The sequence below is a fragment of the Ruegeria sp. A3M17 genome (assembly GCF_003318255.1).
GTDB lineage: Bacteria > Pseudomonadota > Alphaproteobacteria > Rhodobacterales > Rhodobacteraceae > Ruegeria.
The window spans coordinates 80,411-96,997 of the sequence record NZ_QOCF01000025.1 but is presented as its reverse complement, the minus strand read 5'-3'; the positions used below and the strand labels follow the sequence as shown (position 1 = coordinate 96,997).

Sequence of the window (16,587 nt, the reverse complement as noted above, 5' to 3'; positions counted from 1 at the left end):
TTCCGCCGCGATCGTGACCATATCAACTAACCTGGACAATCTGGTCATCCTGTTTGGCCTGATCATGGTGATGGAAACGCGCCGGGCCGTGTTTGGCTTTGCCGCGGCGCAAATGATAATTCTGAGCCTGTCGCTTGTGATTGCCAGCGGGTTGGATCACAGCCGGTTTCTGAATTGGGTCGGCTACCTTGGGGTTATCCCGCTGTCTCTGGGCCTTTATGGCATCTGGCAACAACGGAAAGGTTCGGGTGGGCGTCAATTGCCCGATACCGGGGCCATCACCTCGGTCGTCGCGCTGTTTTTGACGCTATCGATTGACACGCTGGCGGCTATGACTCCGCTGTTCGCGGATTCAACGTCAGCGTTTCGGTTGACGGCCTTGATCGGGGCTGGATGTGCACTGGCGACACTAATCGGAATTGCAAGTTGGGGCGCACCACGCGCACAGGTTTTAGGGCCGCGTTTTGCCCGCCTTGACAGGATTGCACCTTACATCATGGTGGCAGTCGGACTGTATATTCTGGTGAACAGCCCGACCGACGTCTTGTGATCCGGACGCCTCAGTAACCGCGCCAAATCCAGCCGCCGCCGTATATGCGGCTGCTTTCATTGGAATAGAACACGCAGGCCTGACCGGGCGAAATGCCTTCCTCAGGTGTCAGCAATTCGACTTCGGCAGTCGTTTCAGACAGAGGTCGGACAATCGCCTCACGTGGCGGGCGGGTCGACCGCACCTTGACCGACAGATGCCATTCGTCGCGCGACGTAAAAGGCTCATCCCCCAGCCAGTTGATCTCGCGCACCGGAACCGTGCGGGTTGCCAGCAGCTCTTTCGGTCCAACCACTACCTGTTTTTTGTCGACGTCCAGCTTCACCACATACAAAGGCTCACTCAGCCCGCCGATACCCAGACCGCGGCGTTGACCGATGGTGTAGTGGATGACGCCATTGTGCTGCGCCAGCACCCGACCGTCGGAATGAACGATCTCACCCGGTTCCGCCGCACCGGGGCGCAACTTTTCGATCACGCTGGCATAGTTGCCATCGGGCACAAAGCAGATGTCCTGACTGTCGGGCTTGTCCGCCACCGATAGACCATATTGCGCGGCCATTTCTCGGGTCGCATCCTTCGAGGGCAGGTGGCCCAGAGGGAAGCGCAGAAAATCCAACTGCTCGGGCGTGGTGGAAAACAGGAAATAGGATTGATCCCGGTTCGCGTCTTCGGCGCTGTGCAGTTCCGGCCCGTTCGCGCCCATCTTGCGCTGGATATAGTGACCGGTGGCCATGCAGTCGGCTTCAAGATCCTTGGCGGTTTCCAAGAGGTCCTTGAACTTCACGCGCTCGTTGCACCGGATACACGGGACCGGAGTCGCTCCGGCCAGATAGCTGTCGGCGAATTCGTCGATCACGGCATCTTTGAAGATGTTCTCGTAATCCAGAACGTAATGTGGAAAGCCGCGTTCCTCGGCCACACGCCGCGCGTCATGGATATCGATCCCCGCGCAGCATGCGCCTTTCTTGGTCAAGGCCGCGCCGTGGTCATACAGCTGCAGCGTCACGCCAACCACGTCATAGCCCTGATCGGCCAGATAGGCGGCAACAACTGAGCTGTCGACGCCACCCGACATAGCAACAACCACCCGCGTCTCTGACGGGGGTTTGGCAAAGCCAAGCGAGTTCAGCGGTGTCTCGGTATCGAGGGCCATGACGATTCCAGTGCGTATTAAGAAAGACCGGCAGAATATAGGAAAATTCTACACACTCTCAAGGGGCGGTTTCACGCGACATTAAGTAGGCTGTTGGCAGCTTTGTCGCAGCTGAAAAAGGGTCAAGAGATGTATTTGCACAAAGTCGAAGGGCCAAGGTCCGTAACCCTGCCGGATGGAACGGTTTTATCGCGTAACGATCTGCCACCTGCAGAGACGACCAGATGGGTCGCTTCGCGCAAGGTCATTGTGGTGCGCAGCGTTCTATACGGCCTATACGGCCTGATTTCGTTGTCGGACGCCAAAAAACGCTATGGGCTAAGCGATGAAGAGTTCAATTCCTGGGTTTCTGCGGTCGCTGAACACGGCGCGGATGCTCTGAAAGTCACTGCATTAAAAAAATATCGACAACCTAAAGATGAGTGTGAATAAATGATTCAACGGTAACGTCAGGTTAACCATTTTTGATCAGTCTCAATTTCAATTGGTAATTTGACCTTAATTGGAGCAGTAAATGCGTATACTTCTTGTCGAGGATGATCCGACCACATCGAAAAGCATCGAGCTGATGCTGACGCACGCCAATCTAAACGTTTATGCGACGGATCTGGGCGAGGAAGGCATCGATCTTGCCAAACTGTACGATTATGACCTGATCCTTCTGGACCTGAACCTGCCGGATATGAATGGACACGAAGTATTGCGTCAGTTGCGTATTGCGCGTGTTGAAACCCCCATCCTGATCCTGTCGGGCGCGGACGATACTGAAAGCAAAATCAAGGGCTTTGGCTTCGGCGCTGACGACTACATGACCAAACCCTTCCATCGCGAAGAACTGGTTGCCCGAATTCACGCAATCATTCGCCGGTCAAAAGGGCATTCCCAGTCCATCATTCATACGGGCCGGGTCGCAGTGAACCTGGATGCCAAAACCGTTGAGGTTGAAGGCAAGGCCGTTCATCTGACCGGCAAGGAATACCAAATGCTTGAACTGCTAAGCCTACGCAAGGGCACCACGCTAACCAAAGAGATGTTCCTGAACCATCTCTACGGCGGTATGGACGAGCCCGAGTTGAAAATTATCGACGTTTTCATCTGTAAACTGCGAAAAAAGCTCAGCAATGCGACCGGTGGCGAAAACTATATCGAAACCGTCTGGGGTCGGGGATACGTGCTGCGCGATCCCCAAAGCAACAGTCTGGACGAACGTCGGATCGCCGTCGGTGCCTGACTTTAGATGAAATCTGGTTGCCGTAGGTTCAGGGCGACCCCCTCACTCATGGAACAGCACATCTGGACCTAGCCATGGCCTCGCCCTATCACTGGGTTCAAAGACTATGTGACAGGGCGAGGCCATGAGCGACTCAATTGCGGTAACAGAGCTGACGGAAGATCAAGCACGTGCCGAGCTGGCGCGGCTCGCGGAATTGATTGCGCGGGCCAACACGCTGTATCACGCCGAGGACGCCCCCGAGATCTCGGATGCGGACTACGATGCGCTAAAGCGGCGAAACGCGGACATCGAGGCGCGTTTTCCTAAGCTGAAACGGTCCGACAGCCCCACTGATCAAGTGGGCGCTAGGCCGGCGGAGGGATTTTCAAAACTCTTACATGCAGTCAGAATGATGTCCCTGGGCAATGCGTTCAACGATGAGGACGTTTCCGATTTTGACCGGTCGATCCGCAAATATCTGGGGATGGGCGACACGGCCGAGCTGTCTTTTACAGCGGAGCCCAAGATTGACGGTCTGTCCCTGTCGCTAAGGTATGAACAGGGGAAACTCGTGCAGGCGGCGACCCGCGGCGACGGTGAAGTCGGCGAAAACGTGACTGCGAACGCGCGGACGATCTCGGACATTCCGCACAGCGTCGAAAACGCTCCGGAGGTTCTGGAGGTGCGCGGTGAAGTTTACATGTCGCATGAAGACTTCGACAAGCTGAACGCGCGACAGACAGAGCTGGGCGAAAAGGTATTTTCAAATCCACGAAACGCTGCCGCAGGGTCGTTGAGGCAGCTTGACGCGAAAATCACACGATCCCGTCCGCTGCGGTTTTTCGCTTATGCCTGGGGTGAGTTGTCAGCCCCCTTGGCCGATACACAAATGGGTGCCATTGAACGGTTGGCGGAATTCGGTTTCTCAACCAACCCACTGACAGCGTTGTGCGAAACGACAGATCAGATGATCAAGCACTACCGTAGCATCGAAGCGCAACGCGCAACGCTTGGTTATGATATCGATGGCGTTGTCTACAAGGTGAACGACTTGGCGCTGCAGGCCCGGTTGGGGTTCAGATCCACGACCCCCAGATGGGCCATCGCGCATAAATTTCCCGCCGAACTGGCATGGACAAGGCTGGAGGCAATCGACATTCAAGTGGGTCGCACGGGTGCGCTCAGCCCGGTTGCCCGGCTGCACCCGGTAACTGTTGGTGGCGTCGTCGTGTCCAATGCCACGCTGCATAACGAGGATTATGTCGCTGGTCGCGACGCAAAGGGCGGTACGATCCGGGATGGGAAAGATATTAGGGTCGGCGACTGGGTGCAGGTTTATCGCGCGGGCGACGTGATCCCCAAAGTGGCGGATGTCGACATTTCGAGACGTCCAGATGGCGCGCAGCCTTATGACTTTCCCACAACCTGTCCGGAATGCGGCAGTGATGCGGTTCGGGAAGAAGGCGATGCCGTCAGACGCTGCACCGGTGGGATTATTTGCCCGGCGCAGGCCGTTGAAAAACTGAAACATTTCGTATCTCGGAAAGCGTTCGATATCGAAGGGTTGGGCGCCAAGCAGATTGAAATGTTCTATGATGACCTGGACTTGGCGATCAGAACCCCGGTGGACATCTTCACCCTGCAGACCAGAGATTCGGCCAATCTGAACAAGCTCGCCAACCGTAAGGGTTGGGGTGCACAAAGTGCCGGGAACCTTTGGGCTGCAATTGACGAAAAACGTCAGATCCCATTCGGGCGCCTTCTTTTTGCATTAGGCATTCGACATGTCGGAGAAGCGGCATCGAACCTGATTGCTAACCACTATGTCGCCTGGGCAGAATTTGAACGCGCCGTCACCGCAGCCGCTGGTTTCGAAGGACCTGAGTGGGACGAGCTTTTGGGCATAGATGGCGTAGGTGATGTCATGGCGCGCGCGTTGGTTTCTACGTTTGCTCAGGACGCAGAACGCGCCAGCATCGACGCTTTGGTCGCGCAATTGGACGTGCAGGACGCCAAACGACCCGACACATCGGGCAGTCCGGTGGCTGGCAAGACGGTTGTTTTTACAGGGTCACTTGAAAAGATGACCCGCGCCGAGGCCAAAGCCCGCGCCGAAGCCCTGGGGGCCAAAGTCTCTGGTTCTGTCAGCAAGAAGACCGATTTGCTGGTGGCAGGCCCTGGTGCTGGGTCAAAAGCCAAGAAGGCAGCAGAGCTTGGGATCGAGACGCTGGACGAAGACGAATGGCTGCACCTGATCGGCACCACATGAGCAGCCGCCCTGAAATCCTGTTTCCCCTTTTCGCGGGGCTCGAGACTCTGGAGGGCGTTGGCCCCAAGACTGCGCAAACAATGGTGCAGGCGGGGATCGACTCGCCGCGCGATGTGCTGTTCGGCTTGCCCTACGCCGTCGTTGATCGCAGGCGACGCGATACAATCCAGGTGGCTGATCTGCCAACGACATTGACAGTTGAGGTCACGGTCGGCACCCACCGACCGTCGCGAAACAAGGGCGGGGCTTACCGCGTTCACGTCGAAGACACACAGACCGAGTTTCAGTTGGTCTTTTTTCACGCGCGTGGCGACTATTTGAAAAAAGTACTGCCGGAAGGCAGCCGTCGTGTGATCTCTGGCAAGCTCGAACTATTCGACGGCATGGCGCAAATGGTCCATCCAGATCACATGCTGCCCGTGGAAAGCGCGGATGACATACCAGAATTCGAGCCGGTTTATCACCTGACACAGGGCATCACCCAAAAAACGGCGTACAAGGCCGCACGTAGCGCCTTGACCCGCGCGCCACAGTTGGCTGAGTGGATTGACCCTGCGCAAGTGTCAAAACAGGGCTGGACGGATTGGGCGACAGCGATATCTGCCGCGCACAACCCACAGGGGGCGGATGATGTGGCCGCGCACGCGCCAGCCCGGGAACGCCTTGCCTATGACGAACTATTTGCCCATCAGGTGACGCTGGCTCTGGCGCGACAACGCGAGCGGAAGGCCCGGGGCATCGTGAGCGTCGGCACTGGTGCTCTGCAAGCTAAAGTTCTAGCTAATCTGCCTTACAAACCCACCGGAGCCCAGACGCGGGCGATTAAGGAAATAACCGCCGACATGGGCTCAGACGCACGGATGAACCGGCTGCTGCAAGGCGATGTGGGCGCGGGAAAAACTCTGGTCGCGTTCATGGCACTTTTGGTTGCGGTCGAGGCTGGTGGACAGGGTGTCATGATGGCGCCGACCGAGATTCTGGCCAGGCAGCATCTGGAAGGCTTGCGCCCGCTTGCGGAGGAGGCCGGAGTGGTTCTGGAAATCCTGACTGGGCGGGACAAGGGCGCTGAGCGGCGCGCCAAGCTGGCTGCGTTGAAACAGGGTGACATTCACATCCTTGTCGGCACCCACGCGGTGTTTCAAAGCGATGTGGAATTCCATGCTCTGCGGCTTGCCATCGTGGACGAACAACACCGGTTTGGCGTCCGCCAAAGGATGGAGCTGTCCGAAAAAGGGCAGGGCGCGGATGTTCTGGTGATGACCGCGACACCGATCCCGCGCAGCCTGGCCTTGGCGCAATACGGGGACATGGACGTCTCTGTTCTGGATGAAAAACCACCGGGGCGGAAACCAATCAAAACTGCGATTATCAGTACCGAGCGTATGGATGACGTCGTGGCGCATTTGCGTCGGGCTATCGATGAAGGGCGTCAGTGCTATTGGGTCTGTCCGCTGGTCGACGAATCCGAAGTTTCAGACCTGACGGCTGCAGAAGAGCGGTTCAAACGGCTGCGTACCGTGCTGGGCGAAGGTATCGTTGGCCTGGTCCATGGCCAGATGCCCGCGGCCGACAAGGATGCCGCAATGGCCGCGTTTCAAGAGGGCCGGACAAAAGTACTTGTGGCAACGACTGTAATCGAGGTTGGCGTGAATGTTCCGAACGCCTCGATCATGGTGATCGAACGGGCTGAGATTTTCGGGTTGGCTCAACTACACCAGCTACGCGGCCGCGTTGGACGGGGTGAGGCGGACTCGACCTGCTTGCTGATGTATCAACCGCCGCTCAGTGAAGGTGGGCGCAAACGTCTGGAAGTACTGCGTGAGACCGAAGACGGATTCCGGATATCTGAGACAGACCTGCAGATGCGCGGCGCAGGTGACCTGATCGGTACGGCCCAATCCGGGTTGCCGAAATTCCGGATTGCAGACCTGGAACGCCAGGCCGGATTGATGGCTGTGGCACAGACGGACGCACGCAATTTGCTTAGCAAAGACCCGACCCTGGCCGCGGAACGTGGGCAGGCGGTGCGTGTTCTGCTTTGGCTTATGAAGCAGGATCAGGCAATCCGTTTAATTTCAGTGGGTTAGCAATTTAGTTCCGAAAAGTTCACAAATGTTCTCAAAAAGTTCTTTACCGACTCGCCAAAATATGAGAACAAAAGGTCAACAAAGGATTAAACCCGACCGGAGGTGAGACCATGCTGACCCAGATCAAAACCGCCATAAGCCGTTCGCATTCCACGCTATTGCAGGATGCGGCGGGTGCGGTGTCATTGGTGGTGATGCTGATGGTTGCCCTTCACCTTCCCGGAACGTTCTGACCCTTTCTGCCTGCGATCTCGTGCCGAAAACTCCGCGCCGTCGTCCCCATTTCAGTCAAGGGTGACCTGCCTGTCCCAATTCCCTTGAAAGGGCCATGCCTCGGCCCTGCGCGAAAATACGGATCCCACACGAGATACGCTTTGCTTGCCGCCGCCCTTTCCGCCCGGAAGGAGCGGCGGTTTTTTTACAACTGACCGGTTTTGAAGATTTCGAGCATGGCCGACAGCACAGAATTTACCGCAACCGATGCCAGGATCATCCCCATGATACGGCTGATAATGGCAGCACCGGAATGGCCAATAAGTCGAATGATCGGTTCGGCCAGCAGCATCAAAACAAAAGCGATGGCCACGACAGAAAGCATAACCAGTGCCGTAATACCTTGATCCGCCACGCTGAACCGGTTGTTGTCGGTCAGGATAACCACGGCCAGCATTGCACCCGGCGACGCCAGTGAGGGAACCGCCAACGGAAAGATCGCGGGGTTGGCCTTGTGGAACTTGTCTTCCTGATCGTCTTCCGCTGCGCGTTGCTCGACCTCTTGTTTGCTTTCGCCAAAGATCATCGTCAGGGCGAACAGGAACAGGATGATCCCTCCGGCCACCTGGAATGAGTTCAGTCCGATATCCAGCGCCTCGATCAGCAGCTGTCCAAAGACAAGGAAGAACAGCAAAACCCCGGCACTTATGAACGCCGCCAACAGGGCTGTTTTGCGACGCGCCGCGGCCCCAAGCCCGGCTGTTACGGCGATAAAAACGGGAATTGTTCCAATCGGATCAATGACGACCCACAGGGTAACAAAATGTTCCAGCAAACTATTCAAACCAAATTCTCCCCAAAACTATGGCGGAGGTTAGATGGGTTTGAATTGAATTACCATCTTCAGGCGCAGTTGGCCTGTTCGGCTTGTTCCATAGCTTCAGCAGTGGCATCCAACGCCAGCAGAATCGAAGCGTGCCGGTTCTTGTAATCACGCGCAGGCATGAGAACTTCTAGCCCGTCAAATGGTGCATCCGGTGCAGGTCCGTCTTTCTTCAGCATCGCTGACAGCTGATCCCGCGCGGTTTCGATTTGCGCGCGCGTGGTTCCAATTACAGCGGACCCAACGACCGAGGCCGAGGCTTGACCCAGGGCGCAGGCTTTTACGTCCTGACCGAAACCAGCCACGTGTCCATCCTGAACCTTAACGTCCACCGTCACAGTCGACCCGCACAAAGGCGAGCGCTTCTTTACCGTCGCATCAGGGTTATCCAGTCGTTCCAGATGCGGAATATCCGCAGCCAGCGCCAGAATGCGCCCGGAATACAGCTTTATCAGGTCGTTCTCGCCAGACATGGCTTTCCCTCGTTGCATGTTCCCCATACATAGTGGCCATCCACCGGGATGCAAAAGGTTTTTACAATGTCCGAGACCGTCACTTTCGATCCGTCGAGCCTGAAGTTTAACGACGCCGGTCTGATCCCGGCGATCGCACAGGACGAAGCCTCTGGCGAGGTCTTGATGATGGCCTGGATGAACGCGGAGGCCGTTGAAAAAACACTGGAAACGCGTCGTGTAACGTATTGGTCGCGGTCACGTCAGTCGTTCTGGATCAAGGGCGAAACCTCGGGACATATTCAGGAACTGATCGATTTCCGCGTCGATTGTGATCGGGACTGCCTGCTGGTTCTGGTGCGACAGACCGGCGCGGCCTGCCACACCAACCGACGCACCTGTTTCTACACCGCAGTGCGGGATGGTGAAGAGGTTGAGCTAATGGGTCCGATGGACTAGGGCGATCACAGCCCAACCATGGCCTTAACCTGTTCTGCGGTAACTCCCTCAGCACGATACTTGGCGATGGCGCGCGCATCATCGCGTTTTGCCAAGCGTTTTCCTGCATCATCTCGGATCAGTTTGTGATGGTGATAGACGGGTGTTGGCAAGCCGAGCAAAACCTGCAGCAGAACATGAATACGCGTCGCCTCGAACAGGTCCTGACCGCGTACGACGTGGGTAACACCTTGTTCTGCATCATCCAGAACGACGGATAAATGGTAGGAGGTACCCATATCACGCCGGGACAATACCACGTCTCCGATTGTGTCCCGTAACTCATCAGCAGTGAAAGTGACGGGGCCCGTTTCGCCTTCCGGTCCTGCACCAGTTTCTTCGAAAACCGCCGCTTTTGCAAATGGTTGAATGGCAGTCCTAAACAGATCTGGAACTACACGTGCAGCCATTTCAATGTCCAGTCGAAGGGGCGTATCGTGCGGGATCGGCCCCGATCGCTCTGACACATCCCTGCACGTGCCCGGATAGATGATCCCATCCGGCCCGTGCAAAGGAACTCCTTCCTGCGGCGCTCCGGCGGCGGCGGCAATGTCCCGACGGTTGCAGGTGCACGGGTACAACAGACCTTGCGACCACAACGTTTTCAGCGCCTTTTCATAAGTCGACACACGAGACGATTGCCGCATCACGGGTTCTGGCCAGGTCAATCCAAGCCAGGTCAAATCGTCATAAATCTGCTTTTCCCAATTTGGGCGGCAGCGGGAGCGGTCGATATCTTCGATCCGCACCAAAAACTGACCGCCTTCAGCGGCGGCCATATCACTGGCAAGGAGTGCAGAATAGGCATGGCCAAGATGAAGCGACCCCGTAGGAGATGGGGCAAATCTGGTAACGAATGTCACGTCTTCTCAACGACATATACGTCAGATTTAAGGTCCATACCCGGAAGGTGTGGCCCGTATTCACGAAACAATAGACGTGCAGCGCCCATGTCCAGCCAATCGTTCAAACGGGTGGTAAAGGACGGATCGTCAAGTGTGTGATCGTTGAAGGAAAAGGCCAGCAAGCCACCTTTGGGCAGAGCTTTCATCAACAGGTCGAATGTCTCTGGCGGGGCGGCACCGGTTCCGATCACGCCAATCGCGGTGATTGCCTTATAAGCATCTTGCTCCAGCGGTTCCGGATCGGTGATCTCAAACGTCGTGAGGTTTCTGTAAACCCCTTTGGCGGCGGCCCCTTCAAGCATCTTAGGCGTGGGATCCACACCATCGATTACCTGAAATCCCGTATCGTGCAGGGCTTTGCCGGACAGACCCGTGCCACAACCGTAATCCAGAACAGGCGTCTGCGGTTCGGGCATCTGGGACCAAAGCGCCTCGGCCACGCGACCGGGCGTGGCGTAGCCATGTGACCCAACTTCGGCGTCGTATGACGAGGCCCATTTCTGATAATGCGTGCGGGTCGCTTCGGGCGTATCAAGCCCGTAGGCGTCTTTGAGGTATTTGTCGCTCATACCCGCATGTTAGGCCGGTTGGGCGCAATGCGTCCAGTCAGCAATGCGCCAGCCAGTCCGTCCATTCCGTCTTGGCCCGGTCGGTGTAGGCCTTGTACCGGTCCTTACGGCCCCGGCGCCCCCCTTTGAGGCCATCAACCGGGCGAAACAGACCAAAGTTGACGTTCATGGGTTGAAAGGTCTTGGCTTCGGCTCCGCCGGTGATGTGGTGTATCAACGCGCCCATGGCACTGTCCTGCGGGATCTCGGGCAGGGAACGCCCCAGAATCTCGGCAGCGGCCATCCGGCCGGCCAGCAATCCCATAGCAGCACTTTCCACATAGCCCTCGACACCGGTGATCTGACCGGCAAACCGGATATTCGGCTTTGATTTCAGCCGCATCTGCGCGTCAAGCAATGTCGGAGAGTTGATGAACGTATTGCGGTGAATTCCGCCCAAGCGCGCGAAACTGGCATTCTCAAGTCCGGGGATCATGCGGAATACGTCAGTTTGTGCACCATATTTCATTTTGGTTTGAAAGCCGACGATGTTGAACAACGTACCCAGCGCGTTGTCTCGGCGCAGTTGCACAACCGCATGAGGTTTGACGTCAGGCTGATGCGGATTGGTCAGGCCGACCGGTTTCATCGGCCCGTGGCGCAGCGTCTCGCGGCCCCGTTCCGCCATAATCTCGATCGGCAGGCAGCCGTCAAAATACCCGGCAGTTTCGCCTTGGTGGAATTCGGTTTTGTCAGCGGATAGCAGGGCGTCAATGAAGGCCTCGTACTGATCGCGGTCCATGGGACAGTTCAGATAGGCCGTCCGCTCCTCTTCGGTTTCGCCCTTGTCATAACGTGACTGCATCCACGCCTGGCTCATGTCGATGCTGTCGGCATAGACAATGGGCGCGATCGCGTCGAAAAACGCCAGAGCCTCAGCACCTGTCTGACCCCTGATCGACTCGCCCAGCGACGAGGACGTCAACGGACCCGTCGCAATGATCCAGTGGCCGTCGTCGGGCAGGGCGGTGACTTCTTCGCCCGTCACCTCAACCCGCGGATGGGCCTGCAGCTTGGCGGTCACTGCTTCGGCAAACGGATCACGATCCACGGCCAATGCGCCACCGGCGGGCAGGCGATGCGTATCGGCGGTGCCCATGATGATGCCGTTGGCTTCGCGCATTTCCCAATGCAGCAGGCCGACGGCATTTTGTTCGTCGTCATCCGAGCGGAAGGAGTTCGAACACACCATCTCGGCCAGATTGCCGGTCTGGTGTGCAAAAGTGCCCACTTTGGGCCGCATTTCGTGGATTACAACATCCACGCCCATTTCCGCTGCTTGCCAGGCCGCCTCGGACCCTGCCATGCCGCCGCCAACTATATGCAATTTCTGTGTCATGAGGTGCCACATAGGGCACAGCATCGCGCAACGCAACACACGCCAAGTTTCGCGTTGATTAGCTAGTAATTTAAGGAGGGTACTTGGGGTCGCCGCAGCGGGAATGTCAGCGCCGGTGAGAGAAACCAGCTTGGAGGGACCTTCCGCCTACAGCGACCCAAAAGCGTATTTGGGCCTAAGCCATGTCTCAGCTTTGCCACAGTGTGGCCCTTTTGAAAAGGACTAAATTGCGAACAGTCGCCAAAATATCCTTAAATAATCTCGTTATTGTTCCCAATTTGGCGGTCTTTTTTCGATAAATGCAGATATTCCTTCTTCTGTATCCCGATGCATCATATTCTGTGCCATTACCTCGCCGGTATAGGCGTAGGCCTGTTCGATCGGCATATCCAATTGCTTGTAATAGGCCTGTTTGCCCACTTTGACCGCTGATCCAAGCTTGTCGGCCAGTTGTTCGGCCAGCGCCATCGTTTCATGTTCCAACAACATTTCGGGTACGGCACGATTGATCAGGCCCAGTTCGGCCGCGCGTTCCGCCGAGATGAACGCGCCTGTTGTCAACATTTCAAATGCCTGTTTCCGGGGGATATTCCGGCTGAGGGCCACCATAGGGGTCGAGCAAAACAACCCGATATTGACCCCGTTTACACCAAAACGCGTGCCTTCGGCTGCAATCGCAAGATCACAGGTGGCCACCATTTGACAGCCGGCAGCCGTGGCGATGCCGTGGACTTGTGCGATCACGGGTTGGGGCAGGGATTGAATCGACAGCATCACTTTGGCGCATTGCGCGAACAGGTCCTGGAAATAGGTTTTTCCCCCGTCCTCGCTCTGACGTCCGGCAGTCATCTGTTTCAGATCGTGGCCTGCGCAAAACGCTTTGCCTTCGCCGGACAGGATTACGGCGCGAATGCTCGAGTCGTTGCTTAAGGCGTCGAATTCAGCCTGAAGTGCTGCCAGCATCTCTTCGCTCAGGGCATTCAGGCGCTCTGGCGCGTTCATTTTCAATCGGGCAACGCCATTCACGTCGTTACGTTCCAGAATTCCCATCTTGCTCTCCGATCTGATGTCGGGCCAACTCTAGGACGGCAATTCAAGGAGGGGAAGTATGTCGTTGGTTTTGAACCGCGAACAACTGTCAGATTATTTGGTCGAGGTGTTTCCGCAGGTCGAGAAAGACTTTGTCATCGACAGCCTGGATGAAAACTCAATCACCATGCGGCTGAAGGTCGGGGACAGACATCTGCGTCCAGGGGGGACAGTTTCAGGCCCGTCGATGTTCGGTCTGGCCGATGTCAGCGTTTATGCAATGATCCTTGCATTGAAAGGACGTCAGTCGCTCGCGGTGACGACAGGGTGTTCGATGGATTTCATGCGCAAACCCGATGGCGCCAACGATATGATCGCGTGCTGCAGCTTGCTAAAACTGGGCAAGACGCTTGCGGTGGGCGATGTTCTGATGTTCTCGGAAGGCTCTGACAAACCAGTGGCTCGGGCAACGATGACCTATTCATTGCCTCCTGCAGGGTCTGCAGCAGCGGCATTTGGATAAAAAAGGGCCGGGTATGAAACCCGGCCTAGGAAAAGGTCCCAAAAGGGACTGGGGATAATTAATACTGCCAGAAGTAGCGTTTGATCTCACGGTCGGCCGCGGGGCGGGTCAGGCCGACATCTTTAAGCATGCGATCATCCAGCTTTGACAGGTTAATTCTGCTGCGGCGCTGTCGTTCCCACTGTGTGACAGTCGCCGCAAACCGCACGGCCAGCGCGGCGATCATCGGCAGCCGAGGGCTATCGTTCAGCAGCATGAGGGCGGGGTTGTGCATATGGCGTGTCATCTTGGGTATCCTTTCAAATTGTATTGACACAAAGTACTAGTGTTCGGTACATGTGCGTGATACATTCAGGATTGTGTCGGAAGCAAAGGAAGAATTGTAATGGATACAATTTGGCCAGAGGCGTTGCCAAAATCCAAAGGTCCCAAGTACACACTGGTCGCCGACACAATACGAAAAGCGATTGAGAACAAAGCGCTGGAGGTAGGATCCAAACTGCCTCCGGTCCGGGAACTTGCGTATCGGTTACAAATAACGCCCGGCACGGTTGCCCGGGCCTATACTATTCTGACGGAGGAAGGCTTGCTACAAGCCGAGGTCGGACGTGGTACATTTGTCGCCCCTCCGAAATCACCTTTGCTGGACGATGTGTGGGCAAGACAACTCCACCTACGGGACGACAAGTACAACGCCGATGTCAGCCTGTTCAGCCCCAGATTGCCGGATGTGGGACAGGTGGCATTGATCAGGGAATGTCTTAAGAAAGTGTCCCAAGCCGATCCTCGTTTGCTGATGAACTACCCGACACGCGATGCGTACCAACCCATGCGGCAGGCGGTCGTTGAATGGCTCTCAGATCTGCCGCTTGGCGTTTTGACCCATGATGATGTGGTTCTGACGCATGGTGGGCAAAATGGTCTTTGCCTTGTGTTTCAGACGATCCTGCGCGGCCCCAAGCCGGTCGTTCTGGTCGAAGATCTGTCATATGCCGGATTCCGCCGAGCAGGAGAGTTGATGCGAGCCGAGGTTGTCGGCGTGAAGATGGACAAGTGGGGCATTGACGCTCAGGCCATGGATCACATTTTGCGTCAGAACCAGGCGCAGGCGGTTTGCGTCTCGCCTGAAGTGCAAAACCCAACCGGCACACATACGCCGCTGGAACGTCGAAAAGAGGTTGTGGAAGTCGCCCGACGCCATGATTTGCAGATCATTGAAGACGATTGCTATCGAATGGGGGACGCGCGCGAGCCCAGCTATCGCGCCTTGGCACCTGAACGGGGCTGGCATGTCTCGTCGATCTCAAAGATCCTGACGCCAGCCCTGCGCGTCGGGTTCGCCATCGCCCCGCGCGAACGCAGCGTCGATCTTCGGCGCTCAGCCGAATACGGCTACTTCGGTTTGGCACAACCGCTTGCAGAGCTGACCCGGCTGTTGCTGTCTGATCCGCGGACACGACAGATCGCCAGGGACGTCCGCGCCCGGATGGGCGATTATGTCCGGGTGACGGTCAACGCATTAGGCGGTTTTGATCTGAACTGGGCGCCCGACGTGCCGTTTGTTTGGCTGAATTTACCGTCGGGCTGGCGTGCAGCCGCATTCAGCCGTGCTGCTGAACGCGAAGGCATTCAGCTTCGGTCTGCCGACGAATTCGCGCTGCGGGACGGACGGGCCCCCAACGCCGTACGCATTGCGATGAACGGGCACGTGTCATTGGAACGGTTCGAGGCCGCGATGCAGCGCCTGCGTGCACTTCTGGATAATCCGCCGGAACAGATCAGCGTCTAGGCCCCTAGCTCAATGGGGCAGGATCGCCAAAAAACCCGGCCAGATGCGAAATCTTTCCTTGTTCATCCAATCGAACGAAATCGTGGCCGGTCACCATTACGGTGCCGTCAGGGCCAACCATATGCCAGGTAAAGTGGACGACATCGTGGTGATTGTTGGGGTTGCTGGTCAGCTCAACCCGCCCGCCGGAGCTTTGCAGGACTTCTCCGATATGATCGCACAGGTTTGACCGTCCGTTCACTTCTGCCGTCGGGTCGACATAGATGCCGTCCGTGGCGAAACATTTGGTTAAAAGATCAAGGCGCTTACCCTGATCCGCCTGTTGCCAGGCCGCCCCGTAATCGGCGATGGTTTGCTGCCAATCCATTCTCTGGCCGCTCCTTTTTTGATCGCTGGTGGCCGACAGTATATCTGGTCGGGGATATTTGCGGAAATTGATGGTGATTTCATGGGGTAAAATGATACCTATTTTGTAATATACTGTAATTGCTAGATTAATTTTGATTTCATGTTCTTGACGCGCAACAAAGGTACATCTACATACCCAACATCGAATTCGGGCCGCTCCGCACGTGGGCGGTCTTTCACATCAAACAGGACTATCCTGCCATGAAAACCTTTTCTGCAACACCTGCAGACATCGACAAGAAATGGATCCTGATCGACGCCGAGGGCGTTGTTCTGGGCCGTCTTGCTTCGATCGTCGCCATGCGTCTGCGTGGCAAGCACAAAGCGTCGTTCACCCCGAACATGGACATGGGCGACAATGTCATCGTGATCAACGCTGACAAAATCCAGATGACCGGCAAGAAGCGCGAAGAAAACTTCTACTGGCACACTGGCCACCCGGGCGGCATCAAGTCGCGCACCAAGCAGCAGATCCTCGAGGGCAAGTACCCCGAGCGCGTTGTGACCCAGGCGGTCAAGCGCATGCTGCCTGGCAACCGCCTGTCGCGTCAGGTTATGACCAACCTGCGTGTATATGCCGGTGCCGAGCATCCCCATGAGGCGCAAGCGCCCGAAGTTCTGGATGTTGCATCCATGAACAAGAAAAACACCCGGAGCTAATGACC

The 16,587-nt window shown here is 56.5% G+C and carries 19 protein-coding genes; 10 read left to right on the top strand and 9 right to left on the bottom strand.

All coding sequences use genetic code 11. From position 1 onward, the window contains the following. Positions 1-13 precede the first annotated feature (13 nt). Positions 14-550 (top strand): hypothetical protein, encoded by a 537-nt coding sequence (locus DS906_RS13485; RefSeq protein WP_147235252.1) that lies wholly within the window; start codon positions 14-16, stop codon positions 548-550. 10 nt (positions 551-560) lie between these two features. Here DS906_RS13485 and mnmA read toward each other — a convergent pair whose 3' ends face one another. Next, a complete protein-coding gene (gene mnmA, locus DS906_RS13480) occupies positions 561-1,706 on the bottom strand; it encodes a tRNA 2-thiouridine(34) synthase MnmA (protein WP_113790660.1) in 1,146 nt (381 codons plus the stop codon). Between the two features lie 129 nt (positions 1,707-1,835). Here mnmA and DS906_RS13475 point away from each other — a divergent pair, with 129 nt between their 5' ends. The 5 genes from DS906_RS13475 to DS906_RS22635 all read left to right on the top strand — a co-directional run bounded on the left by DS906_RS13475 (position 1,836) and on the right by DS906_RS22635 (position 7,508). Then, positions 1,836-2,138 carry a DUF1153 domain-containing protein gene (locus tag DS906_RS13475; protein WP_113790659.1) on the top strand — a complete coding sequence of 101 codons (303 nt, stop codon included), beginning with the start codon at positions 1,836-1,838 and terminating at the stop codon, positions 2,136-2,138. An 82-nt stretch (positions 2,139-2,220) separates the two neighbouring features. Then, complete coding sequence (gene ctrA / locus DS906_RS13470; RefSeq protein ID WP_113790658.1) at positions 2,221-2,937, top strand: response regulator transcription factor CtrA; 717 nt, start codon at positions 2,221-2,223, stop codon at positions 2,935-2,937. Between the two features lie 124 nt (positions 2,938-3,061). Next, a complete protein-coding gene (ligA, locus tag DS906_RS13465; RefSeq protein WP_113790657.1) occupies positions 3,062-5,188 on the top strand; it encodes an NAD-dependent DNA ligase LigA in 2,127 nt (708 codons plus the stop codon). After that, positions 5,185-7,275: an ATP-dependent DNA helicase RecG gene (gene recG, locus DS906_RS13460; RefSeq protein WP_113790656.1), complete on the top strand. Its 2,091-nt coding sequence runs from the start codon at positions 5,185-5,187 to the stop codon at positions 7,273-7,275. The genes ligA and recG overlap by 4 nt, the downstream gene beginning before the upstream one ends. 110 nt (positions 7,276-7,385) lie before the next feature. After that, positions 7,386-7,508, top strand: coding sequence for a hypothetical protein (locus DS906_RS22635; RefSeq protein ID WP_255415404.1), 123 nt, complete (start codon positions 7,386-7,388; stop codon positions 7,506-7,508). A gap of 185 nt (positions 7,509-7,693) precedes the next feature. Here DS906_RS22635 and DS906_RS13455 read toward each other — a convergent pair whose 3' ends face one another. Both DS906_RS13455 and DS906_RS13450 read right to left on the bottom strand, forming a co-directional pair. After that, entirely contained in the window at positions 7,694-8,332 is a 639-nt protein-coding gene (locus DS906_RS13455; RefSeq protein ID WP_113790655.1) for a MarC family protein, read from the bottom strand. Between the two features lie 59 nt (positions 8,333-8,391). Further along, positions 8,392-8,844, bottom strand: coding sequence for an iron-sulfur cluster assembly scaffold protein (locus DS906_RS13450; protein WP_113790654.1), 453 nt, complete (start codon positions 8,842-8,844; stop codon positions 8,392-8,394). Between the two features lie 48 nt (positions 8,845-8,892). Between DS906_RS13450 and hisI the strand changes: the two genes are divergently transcribed. Then, on the top strand, positions 8,893-9,282 hold the full coding sequence (gene hisI / locus DS906_RS13445; protein WP_113790653.1) for a phosphoribosyl-AMP cyclohydrolase: 390 nt from the start codon (positions 8,893-8,895) through the stop codon (positions 9,280-9,282). Positions 9,283-9,287: 5 nt separating this feature from the next. Here the strand turns inward: hisI and gluQRS are convergent, their stop codons facing one another. The 4 genes from gluQRS to DS906_RS13425 all read right to left on the bottom strand — a co-directional run bounded on the left by gluQRS (position 9,288) and on the right by DS906_RS13425 (position 13,223). After that, entirely contained in the window at positions 9,288-10,184 is an 897-nt protein-coding gene (gene gluQRS / locus DS906_RS13440) for a tRNA glutamyl-Q(34) synthetase GluQRS (protein ID WP_113790652.1), read from the bottom strand. Further along, positions 10,181-10,795: a class I SAM-dependent methyltransferase gene (locus tag DS906_RS13435; RefSeq protein ID WP_113790651.1), complete on the bottom strand. Its 615-nt coding sequence runs from the start codon at positions 10,793-10,795 to the stop codon at positions 10,181-10,183. The genes gluQRS and DS906_RS13435 overlap by 4 nt, the downstream gene beginning before the upstream one ends. 37 nt (positions 10,796-10,832) lie before the next feature. Continuing rightward, positions 10,833-12,173 carry a methylenetetrahydrofolate--tRNA-(uracil(54)-C(5))-methyltransferase (FADH(2)-oxidizing) TrmFO gene (trmFO, locus tag DS906_RS13430; protein ID WP_113790650.1) on the bottom strand — a complete coding sequence of 447 codons (1,341 nt, stop codon included), beginning with the start codon at positions 12,171-12,173 and terminating at the stop codon, positions 10,833-10,835. Between the two features lie 264 nt (positions 12,174-12,437). Then, positions 12,438-13,223: an enoyl-CoA hydratase gene (locus DS906_RS13425; RefSeq protein WP_113790649.1), complete on the bottom strand. Its 786-nt coding sequence runs from the start codon at positions 13,221-13,223 to the stop codon at positions 12,438-12,440. A gap of 58 nt (positions 13,224-13,281) precedes the next feature. On the opposite strand from DS906_RS13425, the gene DS906_RS13420 reads away from it, so the two are divergent. Then, positions 13,282-13,725: a PaaI family thioesterase gene (locus tag DS906_RS13420; RefSeq protein WP_113790648.1), complete on the top strand. Its 444-nt coding sequence runs from the start codon at positions 13,282-13,284 to the stop codon at positions 13,723-13,725. Between the two features lie 58 nt (positions 13,726-13,783). On the opposite strand, the gene DS906_RS13415 is transcribed toward DS906_RS13420, so the two are convergent. Next, a complete protein-coding gene (locus DS906_RS13415; protein ID WP_058271589.1) occupies positions 13,784-14,011 on the bottom strand; it encodes a DUF1127 domain-containing protein in 228 nt (75 codons plus the stop codon). Between the two features lie 99 nt (positions 14,012-14,110). Between DS906_RS13415 and DS906_RS13410 the strand changes: the two genes are divergently transcribed. Next, positions 14,111-15,514 carry a PLP-dependent aminotransferase family protein gene (locus DS906_RS13410; RefSeq protein ID WP_113790647.1) on the top strand — a complete coding sequence of 468 codons (1,404 nt, stop codon included), beginning with the start codon at positions 14,111-14,113 and terminating at the stop codon, positions 15,512-15,514. Between the two features lie 4 nt (positions 15,515-15,518). Here DS906_RS13410 and DS906_RS13405 read toward each other — a convergent pair whose 3' ends face one another. Beyond that, on the bottom strand, positions 15,519-15,881 hold the full coding sequence (locus DS906_RS13405; protein ID WP_113790646.1) for a nuclear transport factor 2 family protein: 363 nt from the start codon (positions 15,879-15,881) through the stop codon (positions 15,519-15,521). 242 nt (positions 15,882-16,123) lie between these two features. Between DS906_RS13405 and rplM the strand changes: the two genes are divergently transcribed. Next, positions 16,124-16,582, top strand: a complete 459-nt coding sequence (gene rplM / locus DS906_RS13400; protein ID WP_113790645.1) for a 50S ribosomal protein L13 — start codon at positions 16,124-16,126, stop codon at positions 16,580-16,582. Positions 16,583-16,587 lie beyond the last annotated feature (5 nt).